17 protein-coding genes are annotated in these 15,633 nt (G+C 49.9%); 13 read left to right on the forward strand and 4 right to left on the reverse strand.

The window, feature by feature from the left end; all coding sequences use genetic code 11:
* Positions 1-7: 7 nt before the first annotated feature.
* Positions 8-946 carry an ATP-binding cassette domain-containing protein gene (locus AB9H23_RS05940; protein WP_370004494.1) on the reverse strand — a complete coding sequence of 313 codons (939 nt, stop codon included), beginning with the start codon at positions 944-946 and terminating at the stop codon, positions 8-10.
* 138 nt (positions 947-1,084) lie between these two features.
* On the opposite strand from AB9H23_RS05940, the gene AB9H23_RS05945 reads away from it, so the two are divergent.
* The 7 genes from AB9H23_RS05945 (at position 1,085) to AB9H23_RS05975 (ending at position 7,126) form a co-directional block, all read left to right on the forward strand.
* Positions 1,085-1,888 carry an ATPase domain-containing protein gene (locus AB9H23_RS05945; RefSeq protein WP_370004495.1) on the forward strand — a complete coding sequence of 268 codons (804 nt, stop codon included), beginning with the start codon at positions 1,085-1,087 and terminating at the stop codon, positions 1,886-1,888.
* The gene (locus tag AB9H23_RS05950; protein WP_370005963.1) at positions 1,888-2,493 is read left to right on the forward strand and encodes an ATPase domain-containing protein; all 606 of its coding nucleotides are present in this window, start codon (positions 1,888-1,890) and stop codon (positions 2,491-2,493) included. The genes AB9H23_RS05945 and AB9H23_RS05950 overlap by 1 nt, the downstream gene beginning before the upstream one ends.
* The gene (locus AB9H23_RS05955) at positions 2,490-2,747 is read left to right on the forward strand and encodes a circadian clock KaiB family protein (protein WP_370004496.1); all 258 of its coding nucleotides are present in this window, start codon (positions 2,490-2,492) and stop codon (positions 2,745-2,747) included. The genes AB9H23_RS05950 and AB9H23_RS05955 overlap by 4 nt, the downstream gene beginning before the upstream one ends.
* Positions 2,744-4,771, forward strand: coding sequence for an MEDS domain-containing protein (locus tag AB9H23_RS05960; protein WP_370004497.1), 2,028 nt, complete (start codon positions 2,744-2,746; stop codon positions 4,769-4,771). The genes AB9H23_RS05955 and AB9H23_RS05960 overlap by 4 nt, the downstream gene beginning before the upstream one ends.
* Positions 4,772-4,802: 31 nt before the next feature.
* Positions 4,803-5,150 carry a hypothetical protein gene (locus AB9H23_RS05965; RefSeq protein WP_370004498.1) on the forward strand — a complete coding sequence of 116 codons (348 nt, stop codon included), beginning with the start codon at positions 4,803-4,805 and terminating at the stop codon, positions 5,148-5,150.
* Positions 5,151-5,299: 149 nt separating this feature from the next.
* Positions 5,300-6,646, forward strand: a complete 1,347-nt coding sequence (locus tag AB9H23_RS05970) for a rhodanese-like domain-containing protein (RefSeq protein WP_370004499.1) — start codon at positions 5,300-5,302, stop codon at positions 6,644-6,646.
* Positions 6,647-6,649: 3 nt separating this feature from the next.
* Positions 6,650-7,126, forward strand: a complete 477-nt coding sequence (locus tag AB9H23_RS05975; RefSeq protein WP_147671484.1) for a pyridoxamine 5'-phosphate oxidase family protein — start codon at positions 6,650-6,652, stop codon at positions 7,124-7,126.
* Positions 7,127-7,390: 264 nt separating this feature from the next.
* On the opposite strand, the gene AB9H23_RS05980 is transcribed toward AB9H23_RS05975, so the two are convergent.
* The gene (locus AB9H23_RS05980; RefSeq protein ID WP_370004500.1) at positions 7,391-8,269 is read right to left on the reverse strand and encodes a UbiA family prenyltransferase; all 879 of its coding nucleotides are present in this window, start codon (positions 8,267-8,269) and stop codon (positions 7,391-7,393) included.
* A 121-nt stretch (positions 8,270-8,390) separates the two neighbouring features.
* Here AB9H23_RS05980 and AB9H23_RS05985 point away from each other — a divergent pair, with 121 nt between their 5' ends.
* From AB9H23_RS05985 to AB9H23_RS06005, 5 genes are all read left to right on the forward strand, one after another.
* A complete protein-coding gene (locus AB9H23_RS05985; RefSeq protein ID WP_370004501.1) occupies positions 8,391-9,020 on the forward strand; it encodes a diacylglycerol/polyprenol kinase family protein in 630 nt (209 codons plus the stop codon).
* Positions 8,969-9,619: a thymidylate kinase gene (locus tag AB9H23_RS05990; RefSeq protein WP_370004502.1), complete on the forward strand. Its 651-nt coding sequence runs from the start codon at positions 8,969-8,971 to the stop codon at positions 9,617-9,619. Before AB9H23_RS05985 ends, AB9H23_RS05990 begins: the two co-directional genes overlap by 52 nt.
* Positions 9,591-10,370 carry an MBL fold metallo-hydrolase gene (locus AB9H23_RS05995; protein WP_370004503.1) on the forward strand — a complete coding sequence of 260 codons (780 nt, stop codon included), beginning with the start codon at positions 9,591-9,593 and terminating at the stop codon, positions 10,368-10,370. The genes AB9H23_RS05990 and AB9H23_RS05995 overlap by 29 nt, the downstream gene beginning before the upstream one ends.
* A gap of 36 nt (positions 10,371-10,406) precedes the next feature.
* Positions 10,407-11,129: a hypothetical protein gene (locus AB9H23_RS06000; RefSeq protein ID WP_370004504.1), complete on the forward strand. Its 723-nt coding sequence runs from the start codon at positions 10,407-10,409 to the stop codon at positions 11,127-11,129.
* Positions 11,130-11,386: 257 nt separating this feature from the next.
* Entirely contained in the window at positions 11,387-12,484 is a 1,098-nt protein-coding gene (locus AB9H23_RS06005; RefSeq protein WP_370004505.1) for an inositol-3-phosphate synthase, read from the forward strand.
* Positions 12,485-12,576: 92 nt separating this feature from the next.
* Here the strand turns inward: AB9H23_RS06005 and AB9H23_RS06010 are convergent, their stop codons facing one another.
* Positions 12,577-12,762, reverse strand: a complete 186-nt coding sequence (locus tag AB9H23_RS06010) for an ATP-binding protein (protein ID WP_013296279.1) — start codon at positions 12,760-12,762, stop codon at positions 12,577-12,579.
* A gap of 173 nt (positions 12,763-12,935) precedes the next feature.
* Here AB9H23_RS06010 and oadA point away from each other — a divergent pair, with 173 nt between their 5' ends.
* Positions 12,936-14,642: a sodium-extruding oxaloacetate decarboxylase subunit alpha gene (gene oadA, locus AB9H23_RS06015; RefSeq protein WP_370004506.1), complete on the forward strand. Its 1,707-nt coding sequence runs from the start codon at positions 12,936-12,938 to the stop codon at positions 14,640-14,642.
* A 184-nt stretch (positions 14,643-14,826) separates the two neighbouring features.
* Here the strand turns inward: oadA and AB9H23_RS06020 are convergent, their stop codons facing one another.
* On the reverse strand, positions 14,827-15,489 hold the full coding sequence (locus AB9H23_RS06020) for an energy-coupling factor ABC transporter permease (RefSeq protein ID WP_321211081.1): 663 nt from the start codon (positions 15,487-15,489) through the stop codon (positions 14,827-14,829).
* Positions 15,490-15,633 lie beyond the last annotated feature (144 nt).

Consider the following 15,633-nt stretch of genomic DNA (forward strand, 5'->3'; position numbering starts at 1 on the left):
TAGCATATCATGCCTCACTTATACCTCTACCGGTGTACCTTATGAAGACGTCCTCAAGGGTGGGGTGTTCCAGTTCCACTGACCTCACGTAGAATCCAGTCCTCGCTGCAAGGTTAACTATCTCTGGTACGAGGTTTTCGCCCCTCTCAACCAGCACCTTGACCTCGTCATCCACCAGGTAGGCCTTCTTAACGTACTCCTGTTTGACCAGGAGTTCATGGAACTCGTCTGCCCTGTCAACCCTGACCGTTATGGTATCTGCTCCAAGCTCCCTCTTGAGGTTTGAGGGGCTGTCAGCCTTTATTATCTCCCCACGGCTCATTATGGCCACCTCATCGCAGAGTTTATCTGCCTCCTCCATGTAGTGGGTGGTCAGGAGCACGGTAACGTCCTCCTCCCTGTTGAGCCTCTCTATGTACCTCCAGATGCTCTCCCTTGTCTGGGGGTCGAGTCCAAGGGTTGGCTCGTCAAGGAATAGTACCCTGGGGTGGTGTATCAGGCCGCGGCCTATCTCTAGGCGCCGCTTCATACCCCCAGAGTATGTCTTCACATACTCATCGGCCTTATCACCCAGGGCTATGAGTTCAAGGACCTCGTCTATCCTCCTCTCCCTTATATTCCTGGGGACCCCGTAGAGGGCGGCGTGCATTTCAAGGTGCTCCCTCCCTGTGAGTATGTCGTCGAGGGCCCTTGACTGGAAGACTATGCCTATGGACTCCCTCACCTTCCTGGCCTCCCTCACAATATCGTAGCCGTTTACCATGCCCCTCCCTGATGTGGGGTGTAGTATGGTGCAGAGCATTGATATCAGCGTGGTTTTACCTGCACCGTTAGGTCCCAGGACACCGTAAATGGAGTTTTCAGGGACCTCCAGATCCACGGAGTTAACAGCCAGGAAATCATCATATCTCTTGCTTATACCCTCTGTTTCAATTATGTTACCCATAGGAACCCCTTCAGCTGATGCTCACATCTGGTCGTCACAAGTATTTTATGCCTCCAGTGATTAATATAGTATTAAGTGAAAATCCAGTAGGGGATCACATCAGGGTTTCCCAGTATTCTTCCTGTGTGGGGTGGTTGATTGAGGTTCAGGTCCATTGAAAAGTCACCTACCGGTATAAAGGGCCTTGATATGGTAACAGGGGGTGGTTTCCCCCAGGGGAGGAACACCCTCATCTATGGTGGCCCCGGTACCGGGAAGACATTCATTGCAGTTGAGTTTCTCCTGAATGGGGCATCCTACTATGGGGAGCCTGGTGTCCTTGTGAGCTTTGATGAACCGGCAGATAATATTGTTGAGAACTTCCAGTCCGATGACAGGATCCTTGAAAAACTGATTAAAGATGATAAAATATTTATTGAAGACGTTTCAGGGGCACCTGACCCCAGTATAGGATCCTACAGTCTGGATGCCCTTAAGATAAGGATCGGGGATGCTGTTAAAACCACCAGGGCCAGCAGGGTTGTCCTTGATAAGGTGGACAGCCTCTTTGATGGGGTATCAGACAGGGGGCCCCTCCACATGGAACTGCGCCACCTCATATCCTGGCTGAATGGGATGGGGGTCACAAGCGTATTCACCGCCGGGGACTCCGGGGGCAAGCCAACACATGGACTTGAGGACTACATCTCTGACTGTGTCATACACCTCACCCACACCTTCGATGGGGAGGTTGGAACAAGACACATGCGAATAGTCAAGTACCGCGGCTCCGGCCACGGCCTCAACAGGTACCCCTTCCTCATCAATGAGAGGGGAATCTCAATCTTTCCGATAACCTCCCTCAAACTGGATTACAGTGTCAGCCGGGAACTTGTCTCCACCGGGATACCTGACCTGGATGATATGCTGGGTGGGGGTGTATACAGGGGTTCCAGTGTCTGATATCCGGTACAACAGGGGCCGGTAAGACCACCCTTCTTTCAAAGTTTGCCTATGAGGCCTGCCGCCGCGGTGAACGCTGCCTCTACTTTGCCAATGAGGAGCCAGCAGATCAGGTTATTCGTAACATGGAATCGGTGGGGATCCACCTGAAGGACCACATCGATGATAAACTCATGATACACGCTGACAGGCCCACATCACTGGGACTTGAATCCCACCTCACCGAGATGCAGGACCTTGTAATGGACTTCAAACCTGATACTGTACTTGTGGACCCTGTTACCGGCCTTGCAGCTGCAGGTGGCCCCTCAAACAGGGCCAGCAATGCAAAGAACCTCTTCATAAGGTTCACCGATTTTTTGAAGTCACGGGGTGTGACCTCACTCTTCACGTACCTTATAAGGTCACCGGTCACAGCAACCCAGACCGAACTTGAGATCTCATCACTGATTGATACGTGGATCGTCCTGGAGCATGTGAGGGCCAACGGTGACTACAAGAGGCTCCTCCGCATACTCAAGAGCAGGGGGATGAACCACTCAAGCAGCGTCGCGGAGCTTAGATTCAGTGAAAGGGGGATTCTCCTCAAGGGGGGATCCTGGTGAGGCTTCAGCTAAGGCTCTATGTTGTGGGTGGGGATTACCTCTCAGACACGGCCCTGAACAATGTCAGGAAGCTTCTGGGGGATGAAGCTGACATTGAGGTGGTTGATGTTGCAAGGTCTCCCCAGCTTGCAAGGGAGCATGGTGTTGTGGCCATCCCAACCCTTGAGAGGGTGAGACCTGAACCCAGAAAGAGGGTTATAGGTGACCTATCAGACAGAGAGGCCCTCAAAAAATTCCTCGGGTGCGGGCAATGAGACGCCTGAATTCAGGGGACAATGTTTATAAAGCCTTTAATCTTGAGTCGACTGGCTACCGGGCTGAGTGGCTTTCCTGGTTAAATCACCGCGACCTCAAGTCACTAATACTTGACATGAAGCAGGGGGATCACCTCTGCCTCATCTATGAGGATGAGGATGAGTGGCTTGGAGTTATGGTCCCCTTCATCAGGGCCGGTCTTGAGGCTGGGGAGAGATGCATGTACATAACATCAGAACATGATGCCCCGCACGTAAGGTCTGTCCTCTCCGATGATATCCCATCCCTTTCTGAGGCAGAGAAGTCCGGCCAGTTTATCATGGTATCTGCAAGTGAAGTTTACACCGCTGGAGGTGTCTTTGATCCCCAATCCATGATCAGTTTCCTTGAATATGAGGTAAGGAATGCCCTCGCTGCTGGTTTCAGTGGCCTTAGGGCCACCGGTGAGATGACATGGATACTCAAGGGTGCCCCCGGGAGCGAGAGGATAATAGAGTATGAGGCCCTCCTGAACGATTTCTTCAGTGAAAACGAGTGCATCGCCATCTGCCAGTATCACAGGCCACGATTCAAGGCAGATATCATGAAGGGTGTGCTGCTCACCCATCCACTGGTTCTATGGAACCACAGCGTATACATCAACCCCTACTACATAGACCCCGACACCCTCCTCAGTGGTGGTGGCGATGATGTGGAAGTTGAAAACTGGCTCAAAAACATGGACCGGGAAAACAGACTCATAAGAACCCTGGAAAACCTTGAATACATATATGAGAGCTTCATAAACCACAACCCCAACATAGTGTTCCTTAAGGACTCCAGACTGCGGTACATCGTTGTTAACCGAAAGTTCTGCGACTTTGTCGGAATGGAACCCGAGGAGATCATTGGTAAAACAGATTACGATATACTCGATGAAGAGGTGGCGAGGACATGCCACGATTCTGACCGGAATGCCCTCAGGAATGGCGTTTCACAGACAGAGGAAGTGGTTCATGGAAGAGTATATGATGTACATAAATTTGCGGTTGACCTCCCTGATGGAACCAGGGGCGTGGGTGGATATGCGGTGAATGTAACATCCAAGAGGCTCTATGAGCGAGAACTTGAAATGTCAAGGAACAACTTCATGGGTGTAGTTGAGGGTAGCCCTGGCCCCATAGTAATAGTTAACAGGAATGGGGAGATCCTCTACCTGAACCCCGCGGCAGAGGAATACCTCTCACTGACACCAGGAAATATTGGCATGTCCCTCGGGGTTCCACTCGAAAATTCCATGCAGGAGATACAGGTTTTATCCAAGGATGGATCCCTGAAGACCGCCGAGATGAGTGTAAACCCTGTTACCTGGGAGGGTGAAGAGGCCCTCCTCATAAGAATCCACGATATCACCCGCCTAAGGGAATATGAGAGGTCCCTCAGGGAATCACTTAAGGAGAAGGAGGTGATGCTCAGGGAGATACATCACAGGGTCAAAAACAACCTCCAGATAATATCCAGCCTCCTTAACCTCCAGAAATACTGCATTGAAGATGAGAGGGCTGCTGAAGTATTCACCGATAGTGTTAACCGTGTCAAGTCCATGGCCATGATACATGAGAAGCTATACCAGTCAGAGAGCCTGGCTGATCTACCATTCTCCGATTACATAGTTGACCTGGTATCTGAGATCAGGTCAAATTATCCTGAAAAAAGAATATCTGTGAGTTACGATATGGAGGACGTTCACCTGGATATAAACAGGGCCATACCTGCGGGTTTAATAGTCAACGAGGCCGTCACCAACGCCATGAAGCATGCTTTCAAATCAGAGGGCAAACTCATCATACGCCTCTTTTTGAGGGAGGAGATGGTCCATGTGGAGGTTGAGGATGACGGACCCGGTCTTCCAGCCGACTTTGATACGGATACCGGCGGTAGCCTTGGTATGGATCTTATGAGAAACCTTGCAGGGCAGCTTGATGGTGAACTCAGAATCAGTGGGGATGACGGCGTGCTTGTGAGCCTTGTTTTCCCCCTTTAGAAACTGAATTAAGGGAGCTGGTAGTTTGAAGATGGACGTTGATGCTTACACTGCAACCATGGCCTGTGGCCTCGCAGTGATCCTCCTGGCGGCCTTCAGTGCGGTGGCCGGGATCCATGATGTCTCTGCAATACTGTTCCTTGTCGGAGGACTTCTTGTAGCAGGTGGCTTCATGCCCCAGAGGTCAATTAAAAATGGGACGGCTGTGATGGGGGCGGCTTATGGGTGGTATGTAAGCCTTGTTTTCATCTGTTTCCTGACCTTCTCCATTAATTACACTGGAAGAACCCTCGGTGCTGCTGAGGTACTCGGTCTTACTGCATCCCTTATGGTTATCACTATGCTCCTATCATGGGCTTACCTTTCATGGAAGGGGTGATCTGTGTACCATAAACCCCTCCTGTCCTTGAATGAAAAACCGGGCCCATAAACCCCCATTAAAACGCCGCAGACCACTTCAATGAGCTATCCGCTTTTTCTGGAAAATGATAAATAAGCCGGTTTACATATTATTATCCGGTGAGGTGCATGATATTTGAGATAATAAAGTCTGAGGGGCTATCCCATAATTCCTATTTTCTTGCATCTGGTGGTGAGGCTGCTGTTGTGGATCCAAGAAGGGATGTGGATGTGTACCTTGAACTTGCAGAGAAAAACAGCGTGAATATCAGGTACATATTTGAGACCCACAGGAACGAGGACTACACCATCGGATCCATGGAACTGGCGCGGTATGTGGATGCCGAGATACTCCACGGGGCGAATCTGGATTTCAGGTATGGTACCTCTGTGGTGGAGGGTGACACCTTCAGGCTGGGAAACCTTGAACTTGAGGTCCTGGAGACACCGGGCCACACCTATGAGAGCATCTCTGTGGCGGTGAAGGACCGTAGCGTTTCAGATGATTATCTGATGGTATTCGTTGGTGATGTGCTATTCGCAGGTGAAACAGGGCGTGTTGATTTCTTTGGACCTGAAAAAATCCCTGAAACCGCCGGGTTACTCTATGATAGTATACATGAGAAGATACTGCCCCTGGGGGACCATGTTGTGGTCTGCCCGGCCCATGGGGCGGGTTCAGTCTGCGGGGCTGACATAAGGGACATGGACACTACAACTGTGGGGTATGAGAGGCTCACAAACCCCTACCTCCAGATGGGGAGGGATGAGTTCATTGAGCACAAGATGTCCGAGAGGCTCTACACACCACCATACTTCAGGAGGATGGAGGAGAACAACCTGAGGGGTGCTCCTGTGGAGAACCCGAACCTTGAAGCCCTGCTTCTCTCTGACTTCAGGGAACTCATGAATGATGGGGCCCAGGTGGTTGATGTCCGGAACCCCACAAGCTTCTCCTCTGGCCACATACCCGGAAGCCTGAACATCTGGCAGGACGGCTTCGCGGCCTTTGCAGGCTACTTCCTCAACTACGACGACCCTGTACTGGTGGTGGATGATGGGCGTGGCGTTGAATCTGTTAGAAGGTCCCTCATAAGGCTCGGCTATGATAACATGGCAGGTTACCTTGCAGGGGGATTTCCCTCATGGTACATGGCCGGACTCGAATTCAATGCCATAAGTGCCATAAGCGTCCATGAGCTCAGAGAACTCAGGGGTGACCTCTTCCTGCTTGATGTGCGTAAGATCACAGACAGGGAGAGGTTCTACATTGAGGGCTCAGAGCACATCTGGGTGGGGGATCTCCCTGATAACATCGACATGATCCCCGAGAAGGACGTGGTTATATACTGCGATTCAGGTTACAAGTCAACGATAGCCGCCAGCATACTCGAAAGGCATGGATTCAATGCCACAACTGTACTTGGGGGTATTGGGGCCTGGCTGAGGGCTGGTTACCCCGTAGTGGAGGTGTGAGTGATGGGTATCGTTAAGATCCCCCTCATGAGCAGGGAGGAGTATGATGAGTTCATAAGGGATAACTTCATGAGCAGGATAGCCTTCAACGGTGACTATCCATACATAGCACCCTTCCTCTATGTATTCGATGGGGAGCACATCTACTTTCTCTCAACAAGGTATGGCAGAAAGATAGAGCTCCTCAAGAAAAACCCCTATGTCGCAGTGGAGATAGAACACTATGAGGAAGACCTATCAGATTATCGCTTCGTTACACTGCAGGGCCAGATAGTCGAGGAGAAGGACCCATCAACCAGGAAGAGGGTTAAGGGGATGTTCGCTGACCTCATAGAGAAGCACGGCCTATCAAGGAACATCCTGAAGGCCCTTGGTCATTCACCTGAGGATCCCCTGACATGCCTTGTGGAGATGGACCGTTCCTATGTATGGAAGCTGGTTGATGTGGTTGACATTGTGGGCATAAAAAGCGGTGAGTAGGCCTCAAGAATGAGTGGTTCTATGTCATAATCGCAGTTTTAAGTCTCCTTAGAGATCTCATAGAATAAGTGGTTCCAGGTGGCTGGCCACCCGGAACAGGTTAGGGGGGTTAAATGTAGAAAAAGTTTAGGGTGTTGAAGGAGTTAAATGAAGGTTGGGGGGATGAACATCTACTCCTTCACCTACCCTATTGTTTCCTACCATTCACATACACTAAAGGTTTTTTGTGAATAATTTCACCCATTCGCATCTTTTTTGTGACATCTAAAGTATCATACCGACCATACCTGTTACGGTGCCGCTTCCGGCAGCAAATGCCAGGAAAGTCACCGCCATCCCCACCTTTATGAGTCCTGAAACACGTGATGCTGTTTCCCTATCCTGTGCTCTGAGTATCATGAAGGCTGCCCTCAGGAAGAAAAGCACTGCAACTGCAAGGACCGGGATGTAGAGGATTGAGAATATCCCTATAATGTAAAGGCTTGGACTTGTGAGGCTTGCGGATAACATGAATGCGGCTGCAAGGATCCCTGAAACCCTCATACCATGTGTTATGGGTAGTGTGGTTGCACCCTCAACCAGATCCCCCTCCACGTCCTCCATGTCCTTGACTATCTCCCTTGCCATGGTCATGAGGAAGGCGTAGATTCCAAGGTAGATGGACGCAGAGATCTCACCGACAACTATGCCGCCAAAGACGAAGCTCATCCCTGTGAGGAAGGATATGGTTATGTTACCAACAAGGCACCTCTTCTTGAGGCTCCAGGCATAGTATACCATGAGCAGGGAACTTGAAGCAACCACAAGGCCCGGTAGAGGGCCCAGGTAGAACCCCAGTGCTGAGGCCAAAACAAAAAGTAAGACAGAATAGATGCCAGCGGCCCCTCTTGTGATCCTCCCTGAGGGTATGGGGCGTGATGGCCTGTTAACTCTGTCAATTTCATGATCAAAGTAGTCATTTATCACATTACCTGCGCCTGTGGCGGTGAAAACAACTATGCATGCGAGGAGAACATCAACATCAAATCTGCCGGCAATGAGGGCCATGAGTATAACGGTTATTACAGCCATGACAGCGTTTACGGGTCTCAGTATTTCAATGTAAGGGTTCATGCAGAAAACCTCCATCATCTCTTCATACAAAAGGCCACTACTTGAATTACTCCCAGCTTTTACATGTATCAATCATGATAAATCAAAAGCCACTTATACCTTGAACTACTCCATAATTCCTATGAGCGGCAGTGACATTCTTGGACTTCTGATGGTATATCTGTATGTTGCGGTTTTACTGATTGTATCTGAGAGGCTCCTTGGTGATAGACCAAACCTGAGCCGGAAATTTGTACATATAATGGTTGGTAACATCCTATTTATATTACCCCTCTTTGATAGCCGCATGGTTATAACATTCCTGGCGGCGGCGCCATTCATACCCCTCACATTCCTCATAAGCCCCTACTCCCCACTGAAGATAAAACACAGGGCCTCCTCCTATGGCCACGGCCTTGGCCTCGTCTACTACTCCATATCCTGGACCGTGCTGGCCTACCTATTCTTTAACACCCCCTGGGTCACAGGTATAGGGATAGCAGCCATGTCCTATGGCGACGGCCTTGCAAGCCTGATAGGTGAGAGGTTCGGCAGGACAACCTTCAGTGTACTGGGAGATAGGAAGAGCCTGGAGGGCTCCCTGGGGATGTTCCTGACACTCATTGTGACGCTGCCCGTCGTCCTCCTCTACTACTCACAGAACATAGCCCCACTGGTCATAGTGGGGGTTGCCCTGGTATCAACGGTACTGGAGGCCCTCACCCCCAGGGGCCTTGACAACCTTACAGCATGTTTTGGGGCAGTTGCAGCCTACCTAATCCTCGGGGGGGTGGCTGTTTGAGGTTCATAGTCATTGATGGCCTTGACGGGGCAGGAAAGGACACCCACGCCGAACTCATAAGAAAAAGGTACCTTGAGCGTGGTGAACGCGTAATATTCAGGTCCCACCCTGAGGAGGATAACCCCTACGGTAGAAGAGCCAGGAAGGCCCTCCTCATGGGCGGAAAGGTTAACCATATAAAAGCCGCAGTTTTCTATGCCCTGGACGTCATAAGGTCCCTCTGGAAGTACCACTGGCGCTCCAATCCCGGCCCCGACACCCTGATATTCTCAAGGTACCTCATGGGTGTGGCCTACCTCCCGGGGCCCCTGGCATCAATACTGTACCGCCTCCTCTCAAGGGTCCTTCCCACCACGGAGTACATGTTCTTCCTTGACGTATCCCCGGAGGAGTCCCTGAGAAGGTTAAGGGAGAGGGATGAACATGAAATGTTCGAGAACATGGAGGACCTAACAAAAACAAGGGAGAAGGCACTCAAACTTGCCAGTGGCTGGTACATAATAAACACAGAGGACCCCATAGCTGATGTGCAGCGAAGAATAGACGAGATACTTGACATCCTGGATGGTGATGCCTCTGAAAATTATCTGCCTTGTTGAGGACACCGCAAAAGATCCTCTGATGGGTGAACATGGCCTCTCACTGTACATCGAGTCTGACATCAGGATACTCTTTGATATGGGGCAGAGCAGACTCTTTGCAGAGAATGCCAGAAAACTGGGCGTTGACCTCAGGGATGTGGATGTGGCAGTTATATCACACGGCCACTATGACCATGGGGGTGGACTAAGGTATTTCCTCGAAATCAATGACTCTGCAGATGTCCTCATGGGGGAGGGGGCATTCACCCCACGCTATGCCGTTAATGGTGACTGGAGGTTCATAGGCATTGAGGAAATCCACGACGACAGGATAAAGTTCATCTCTAAAACTGAGAGCTTTCCGGGTTTCACGGTGATCCGGGACTTTGGAGATCTTTTCGAGAGGCCCAGTGGCAACAGGACTCTCTTTGCATGTTTAAATGGCGAACCTGTTCCTGACAGGTTTTCCGATGAACTGGCCCTTGTAATTGAAGAAGAGGTTCATCTTAACCTAATAACGGGTTGCTCCCACAACGGCATACTCAACATTGTCAGTAAGGCCTCTGATATCTTTCATAAACCCCTGGATCTTCTTGTGGGTGGTTTCCACCTTGAGGGGTCCTCAGAGGGGGTTGCATCCAGGCTTGGAGATTTTGTTAGAGGCCCAGTCTACACTGGTCACTGCACATCAGAGGAGGCACGACTCAGTCTTGCTGAGGGTCCAGTTAATGTCAATCCACTCCAGACAGGCACGGTGATCATCACATGAGAGATCTTATTAAATGGGACGTGCAGATATAATACCATGAAGCGGGCCATCATCCTCATACTAATATTAATACTAATTCAGGGAGCATATGCACACCAGCCCCGCCTTGTGAGTGATGATGAGGTTACAGTCAAGAACCCAGAGGTGTCACAGGCATTCTATGGTAAACTTGCGGGGAAACCCGTCTACTTCAGGGTTGATTCAGGGAGCCCCTTTAAACTGTATGTTAATATTCTGGTTCCTCTCTCCCCTGATGCAGAGGCTGTCTCTGTGGATATAATAAGGGATGGTAAGGTTATAGGGACACTTGATGGTAACCTGAGTTCCTGGAGCCCCTACTTCGAGGAGTTTGGTGGTGACAGTTACTTTAATGGCCCTGAATTCAACAGGACCGTTGGGGCAGGCACATACTACCTCAGGGTGAGTAATCAGAATAACAGGGGGAGCTACGTCCTTGCTGTGGGGGAAGAGGAATCCTTCCCGCCGGATGAGGCCCTGAACGCCATTTTCATTCTCCCCATCCTGAAGTCAGAGGTTTTCGGTGTTCCCGTACTCCCCAATCTCCTCCAGTTTTCTGGGCATGGCCATGGGGATGGGGTCATTCCTTGTGCTTCTCCTCCTCTCATGGCGCGGTTACCTTTCAGAGAACGAACACAGGGACATCAGATGGATTCTCTGGGCAGGAGTCCTTTTAATCGTTACAGGATGGATACCCACCCACCTCAGAAACCCACTAAATATAATGGGAAACCTCATTAACCTTTCACTAATTTTAATCGTTATACTTACCTGGAGGTTTGATAGGGGGCTTCCAGAACACAGTAAGTTCAGGGAAGGTATCCTACTTGCCTCATGGATAATTCTACTAATTCTAAGGGCCTCAATCGTGAATTGGTGATTCCCACCAGAAAAGGGGCGAAACATTTAATAGTTTAATATGCAAATCTTAAAAAGTAAGTTGATCAATTTATAGCCTTGATTTTATGATTATCACAAATCTCTGAAAGGTGTTTCAATTGGATAAGATAAAGATTGCAATAGTCGGTGTGGGAAACTGTGCCAGCTCCCTGATTCAGGGGTTATACTATTACCGTAACAAGGATGCCCGTGATTCAATAGGACTCATGCACTGGGATATTGGGGGTTACAGGCCAGGGGACATTGAGGTTGTGGCGGCCTTCGATGTGGATAAGAGAAAGGTCGGGAAAGACGTGAGTGAGGCCATATTCGCACCCCCCAACTGCACGACGGTATTCTGTGATGATATACCCCGGATGGGTGTTGAGGTATCCATGGGGCACGTCCTTGATGGTGTGGCGCCCCACATGAAGGATTACCCTGAAGACCAGACATTCGTTGTAGCAGACGCCGAACCCGTTGATGTTGTTGAGGTCCTCAGGGAGAGCGGGGCTGAGATACTGCTCAACTATCTACCCGTGGGATCAGAGGAGGCCGCAAGGTTCTATGCTGAGTGCGCCCTCGAAGCCGGGGTTGCCTACATAAACAACATGCCTGTCTTCATAGCCAGTGACCCTGAATGGGCCGCCAGATTTGAGGACATGGGGATACCAATTGTTGGTGATGATATAAAGGCCCAGCTTGGAGCCACCATAACCCACAGAACCCTCGCAAATCTCTTCAAAAAGAGGGGTGTCAGGCTTGATCGGACCTACCAGATAAACACCGGCGGGAATACGGACTTCCTCAACATGCTCAACCGTGACAGGCTTGACTCAAAGAAGGAATCCAAGACTGAAGCAGTTCAGTCAATACTGGGTGAGGAACGGCTGGATGAGGAGAACATCCACATAGGCCCCAGCGACTACATACCCTGGCAGAAGGACAATAAGATCTGCTTCCTCAGGATGGAGGGCCGGCTCTTCGGGGATGTCCCAATGAACCTTGAGCTGAGGCTTAGTGTTGAGGACTCACCCAACTCTGCTGGATGCGTCATCGACGCCATAAGGTGCTGCAAACTTGCCATTGAACGTGGAGTGGGAGGACCCCTCACATCAATATCAGCCTACACAATGAAGCATCCGCCGGTGCAGTACACCGATGATGTGGCTGCCAGCATGGTGGACGAGTTCATTGAGGGTAAAAGAGAGAGATAAACCTGTAATCTTTAATTTTGCGGATGAATCCAAAGAGAAATAAAAAAATCTCCAATCAAAACTATTTTATAAAAGAAATTATATGTTGAGGGTCAGTCCTCCTCAACCTCTATGCACTCATTCGGACATACGTCCATACATACCTCACATTCATTGCACTCCTCAGGGTGCTGGACCTTGAGTTTACCGTCAACTATTATGAGTACCTCCATCGGGCATACATCGACACATTCTCCGCATGCATCACATTCATCATAATCTATGATTATCTTTGCCATTTTGATTCTCCCTTAAAATTCGTTGTAAATTTAATGGTTAGGATTAGTATCTCATTCCTTATAACCATTTCAGGCTTGGGATAAATTTATGGATAATTAATACATCTGGTGTGTATTTAAGGAAGTTCCTACTATGTATATAAAGGATTAACTGATCTCATGAGAGGGTCACGATGAAAGGGATAAAGGTCGTTGAAACAGCATTCAGGGATGCGCACCAGTCACTTCTTGCAACTCGCCTCCGGACAAGGGACATGATACCCATCGCAGAGGAGATGGACAGGGTTGGTTTCTTCTCACTGGAGGCATGGGGAGGCGCAACCTTCGATACCTGCATACGTTACCTGAACGAGGATCCATGGGAGAGGCTGCGGGAACTCAAGGAGCACATAAAGAGGACTCCCATACAGATGCTCCTCCGTGGTCAGAACCTGGTGGGTTACAAGCACTACCCCGATGACATCGTAAGGAAGTTCATTGAGAAGTCATATGAAAACGGCGTTGATGTGTTCAGGATATTCGACGCCCTCAATGACCTCCGCAACATGGAATATGCCATAAAGGTTGCCAGGGAACAGGGCGCCCATGTCCAGGGGGTTATCTGCTACACCATAAGTCCCTACCATACACTTGAAAGTTACGTGGACTTTGCAAGGGAACTTGAGGCCCTTGAATGTGACTCAGTTGCCATTAAGGATATGGCAGGTTTAATCTCACCCCACGCTGCCTACGAACTTGTAAGTGCCCTTAAAGAGGAAACAGACCTCATGGTAAATCTTCACTGCCACTGTACAAGTGGTATGACACCCATGAGTTACTATGCGGCCTGTGAGGCGGGGGTTGATATCCTTGACACCGCAATATCCCCCCTATCATGGGGTGCCTCACAGCCTCCAACCGAGAGCCTCGTTGCCGCCCTCAGGGACACCCCCTATGATACCGGACTCGACCTCAAGATCCTGAAGAACATCAAGAAGTACTTCGAGGAGATCAGGAAGAAGTACAGCAGCATACTGGACCCCATCGCCGAGCAGATCGACACAGACGTCCTTATCTACCAGATACCCGGAGGTATGCTATCAAACCTTGTTGCACAGCTCAAGGAACAGAACGCCCTTGACAGGTACGAGGAGGTACTTGAGGAGATGCCCCGTGTCAGGAAGGACATGGGTTACCCGCCACTTGTAACCCCAACGAGCCAGATAGTGGGTATACAGGCTGTTATGAATGTCCTGAGTGGTGAAAGGTACAGTATGGTCACCAATGAGGTGAAGGACTACTTCAGGGGACTCTACGGTAGGCCGCCCGCACCTGTAAATGAGGAGGTTGCAAGGAAGGTAATCGGCGATGAGGAGCCCATCGACTGCAGACCCGCAGACATCCTCAAGCCCCAGTACAAGGAGTGCAGGAAGAGGGGTGAGGAGATGGGCATAATAGAGAAGGAGGAGGACATACTGACCCTTGCACTCTACCCTGCCATAGCACCCAAATTCCTGAAGGGAGAGGTGGAGGAGGAACCACTAGAGCCCCCGGTGGAGGAAAGGGCACCATCCGGTGATGTGCCAACGGTCTTCCATGTTGAGGTGGACGGTGACGAATTCAATGTCAAGGTCGTGCCCACAGGATACATGACCATCGAGGAGGCTGAACCTGAACCCGTGGACGTTGAGGGTGCGGTCAGGTCAACGATGCAGGGGATGGTTGTGAAGCTGAAGGTCAGTGAGGGTGACCATGTGAATGCAGGGGATGTTGTGGCTGTTATTGAGGCCATGAAGATGGAGAACGACATCCAGACACCCCACGGCGGCGTTGTTGAGAGAATATACGCAGGTGAGGGTGAAAGGGTTGAAGCCGGTGATATCCTCATGGTCATAAAATAAAATTTTTATATTTTTTAATTACACCGTGGCCATAGCAGACACCTGCGGGTTCTGCTTCAATATGGGGGCCCATACCTAGTTTTATGTCCAGGATATTCCTCTGCATCCCTTTAACTCCTATGGGATTGCAATCATCTATTTCTCAGGACCCTTCTTCTATTAGGTAAATCCATGAAACAGCTGATCAGTGAAGATCCCAGATCCGCTCAATCCATGATGACATGATGATGCAGCCAGCGGCCGTGAGTAAACCCTCAAGGATGCCCCATGTTGCTGAATAGATCCCCATACTCACCACTGCCCTTATGAGGGGGAATACACCTGCAACCCCAAGCTGGATGCCTGTGAGGATACCTGCCAGCACATATGATGCAAAACCGGCGATGAAACCTGAAAGAACCCTCCTTCCCCCCAAACCCCAAGTTGCCCTGCTGTAGATGTAGAATCCAAGGAAACACCCAGGAACCCCCATACCGATCATGTTTGCGCCAAGTGATGTTACTCCACCAAAGCCAAAGAAGATGGACTGTACAAGCATGACGGCAGACATGAGGATAAATGCCAGGAAGGGACTTTTAAGGATTACTGAAAGCAGTGCGGCCCCGTTAAGGGTAAGCGGTACGCCGTAGGGTACAGGTATGCAGAAAGCCTGGATTAAGAAGATTAAAGGTGGTGCAGTTAACATGATCAGGAGGTAACCTGTAAAGTCTACATGTGTTCCCTCATCCCTCTTCATGGACAGAAGACCCCTTATAACCCATGCAATGCTCAGGAAAAGTACCACAGTTGCAATTACATTGTAGAATACCAGCTGCCAGGCAGGGATAAAACCATCAGGTATGTGCATTTACCATCACCTCAGGTGATAATATAATATGAATACATAAAAAAGTATTCCTTGATTCTCTCATCTAAGAAGTCTGAGGTTAAGGAGAAACATATGCTCCCCCACCTTCCCTCAGTTAAAAAGGTCTGTGTTCAGAAAAAAACT

The sequence above is a fragment of the Methanothermobacter sp. KEPCO 2 genome, from assembly GCF_041228365.1.
Classification (GTDB): Archaea; Methanobacteriota; Methanobacteria; order Methanobacteriales; family Methanothermobacteraceae; genus Methanothermobacter; species Methanothermobacter marburgensis.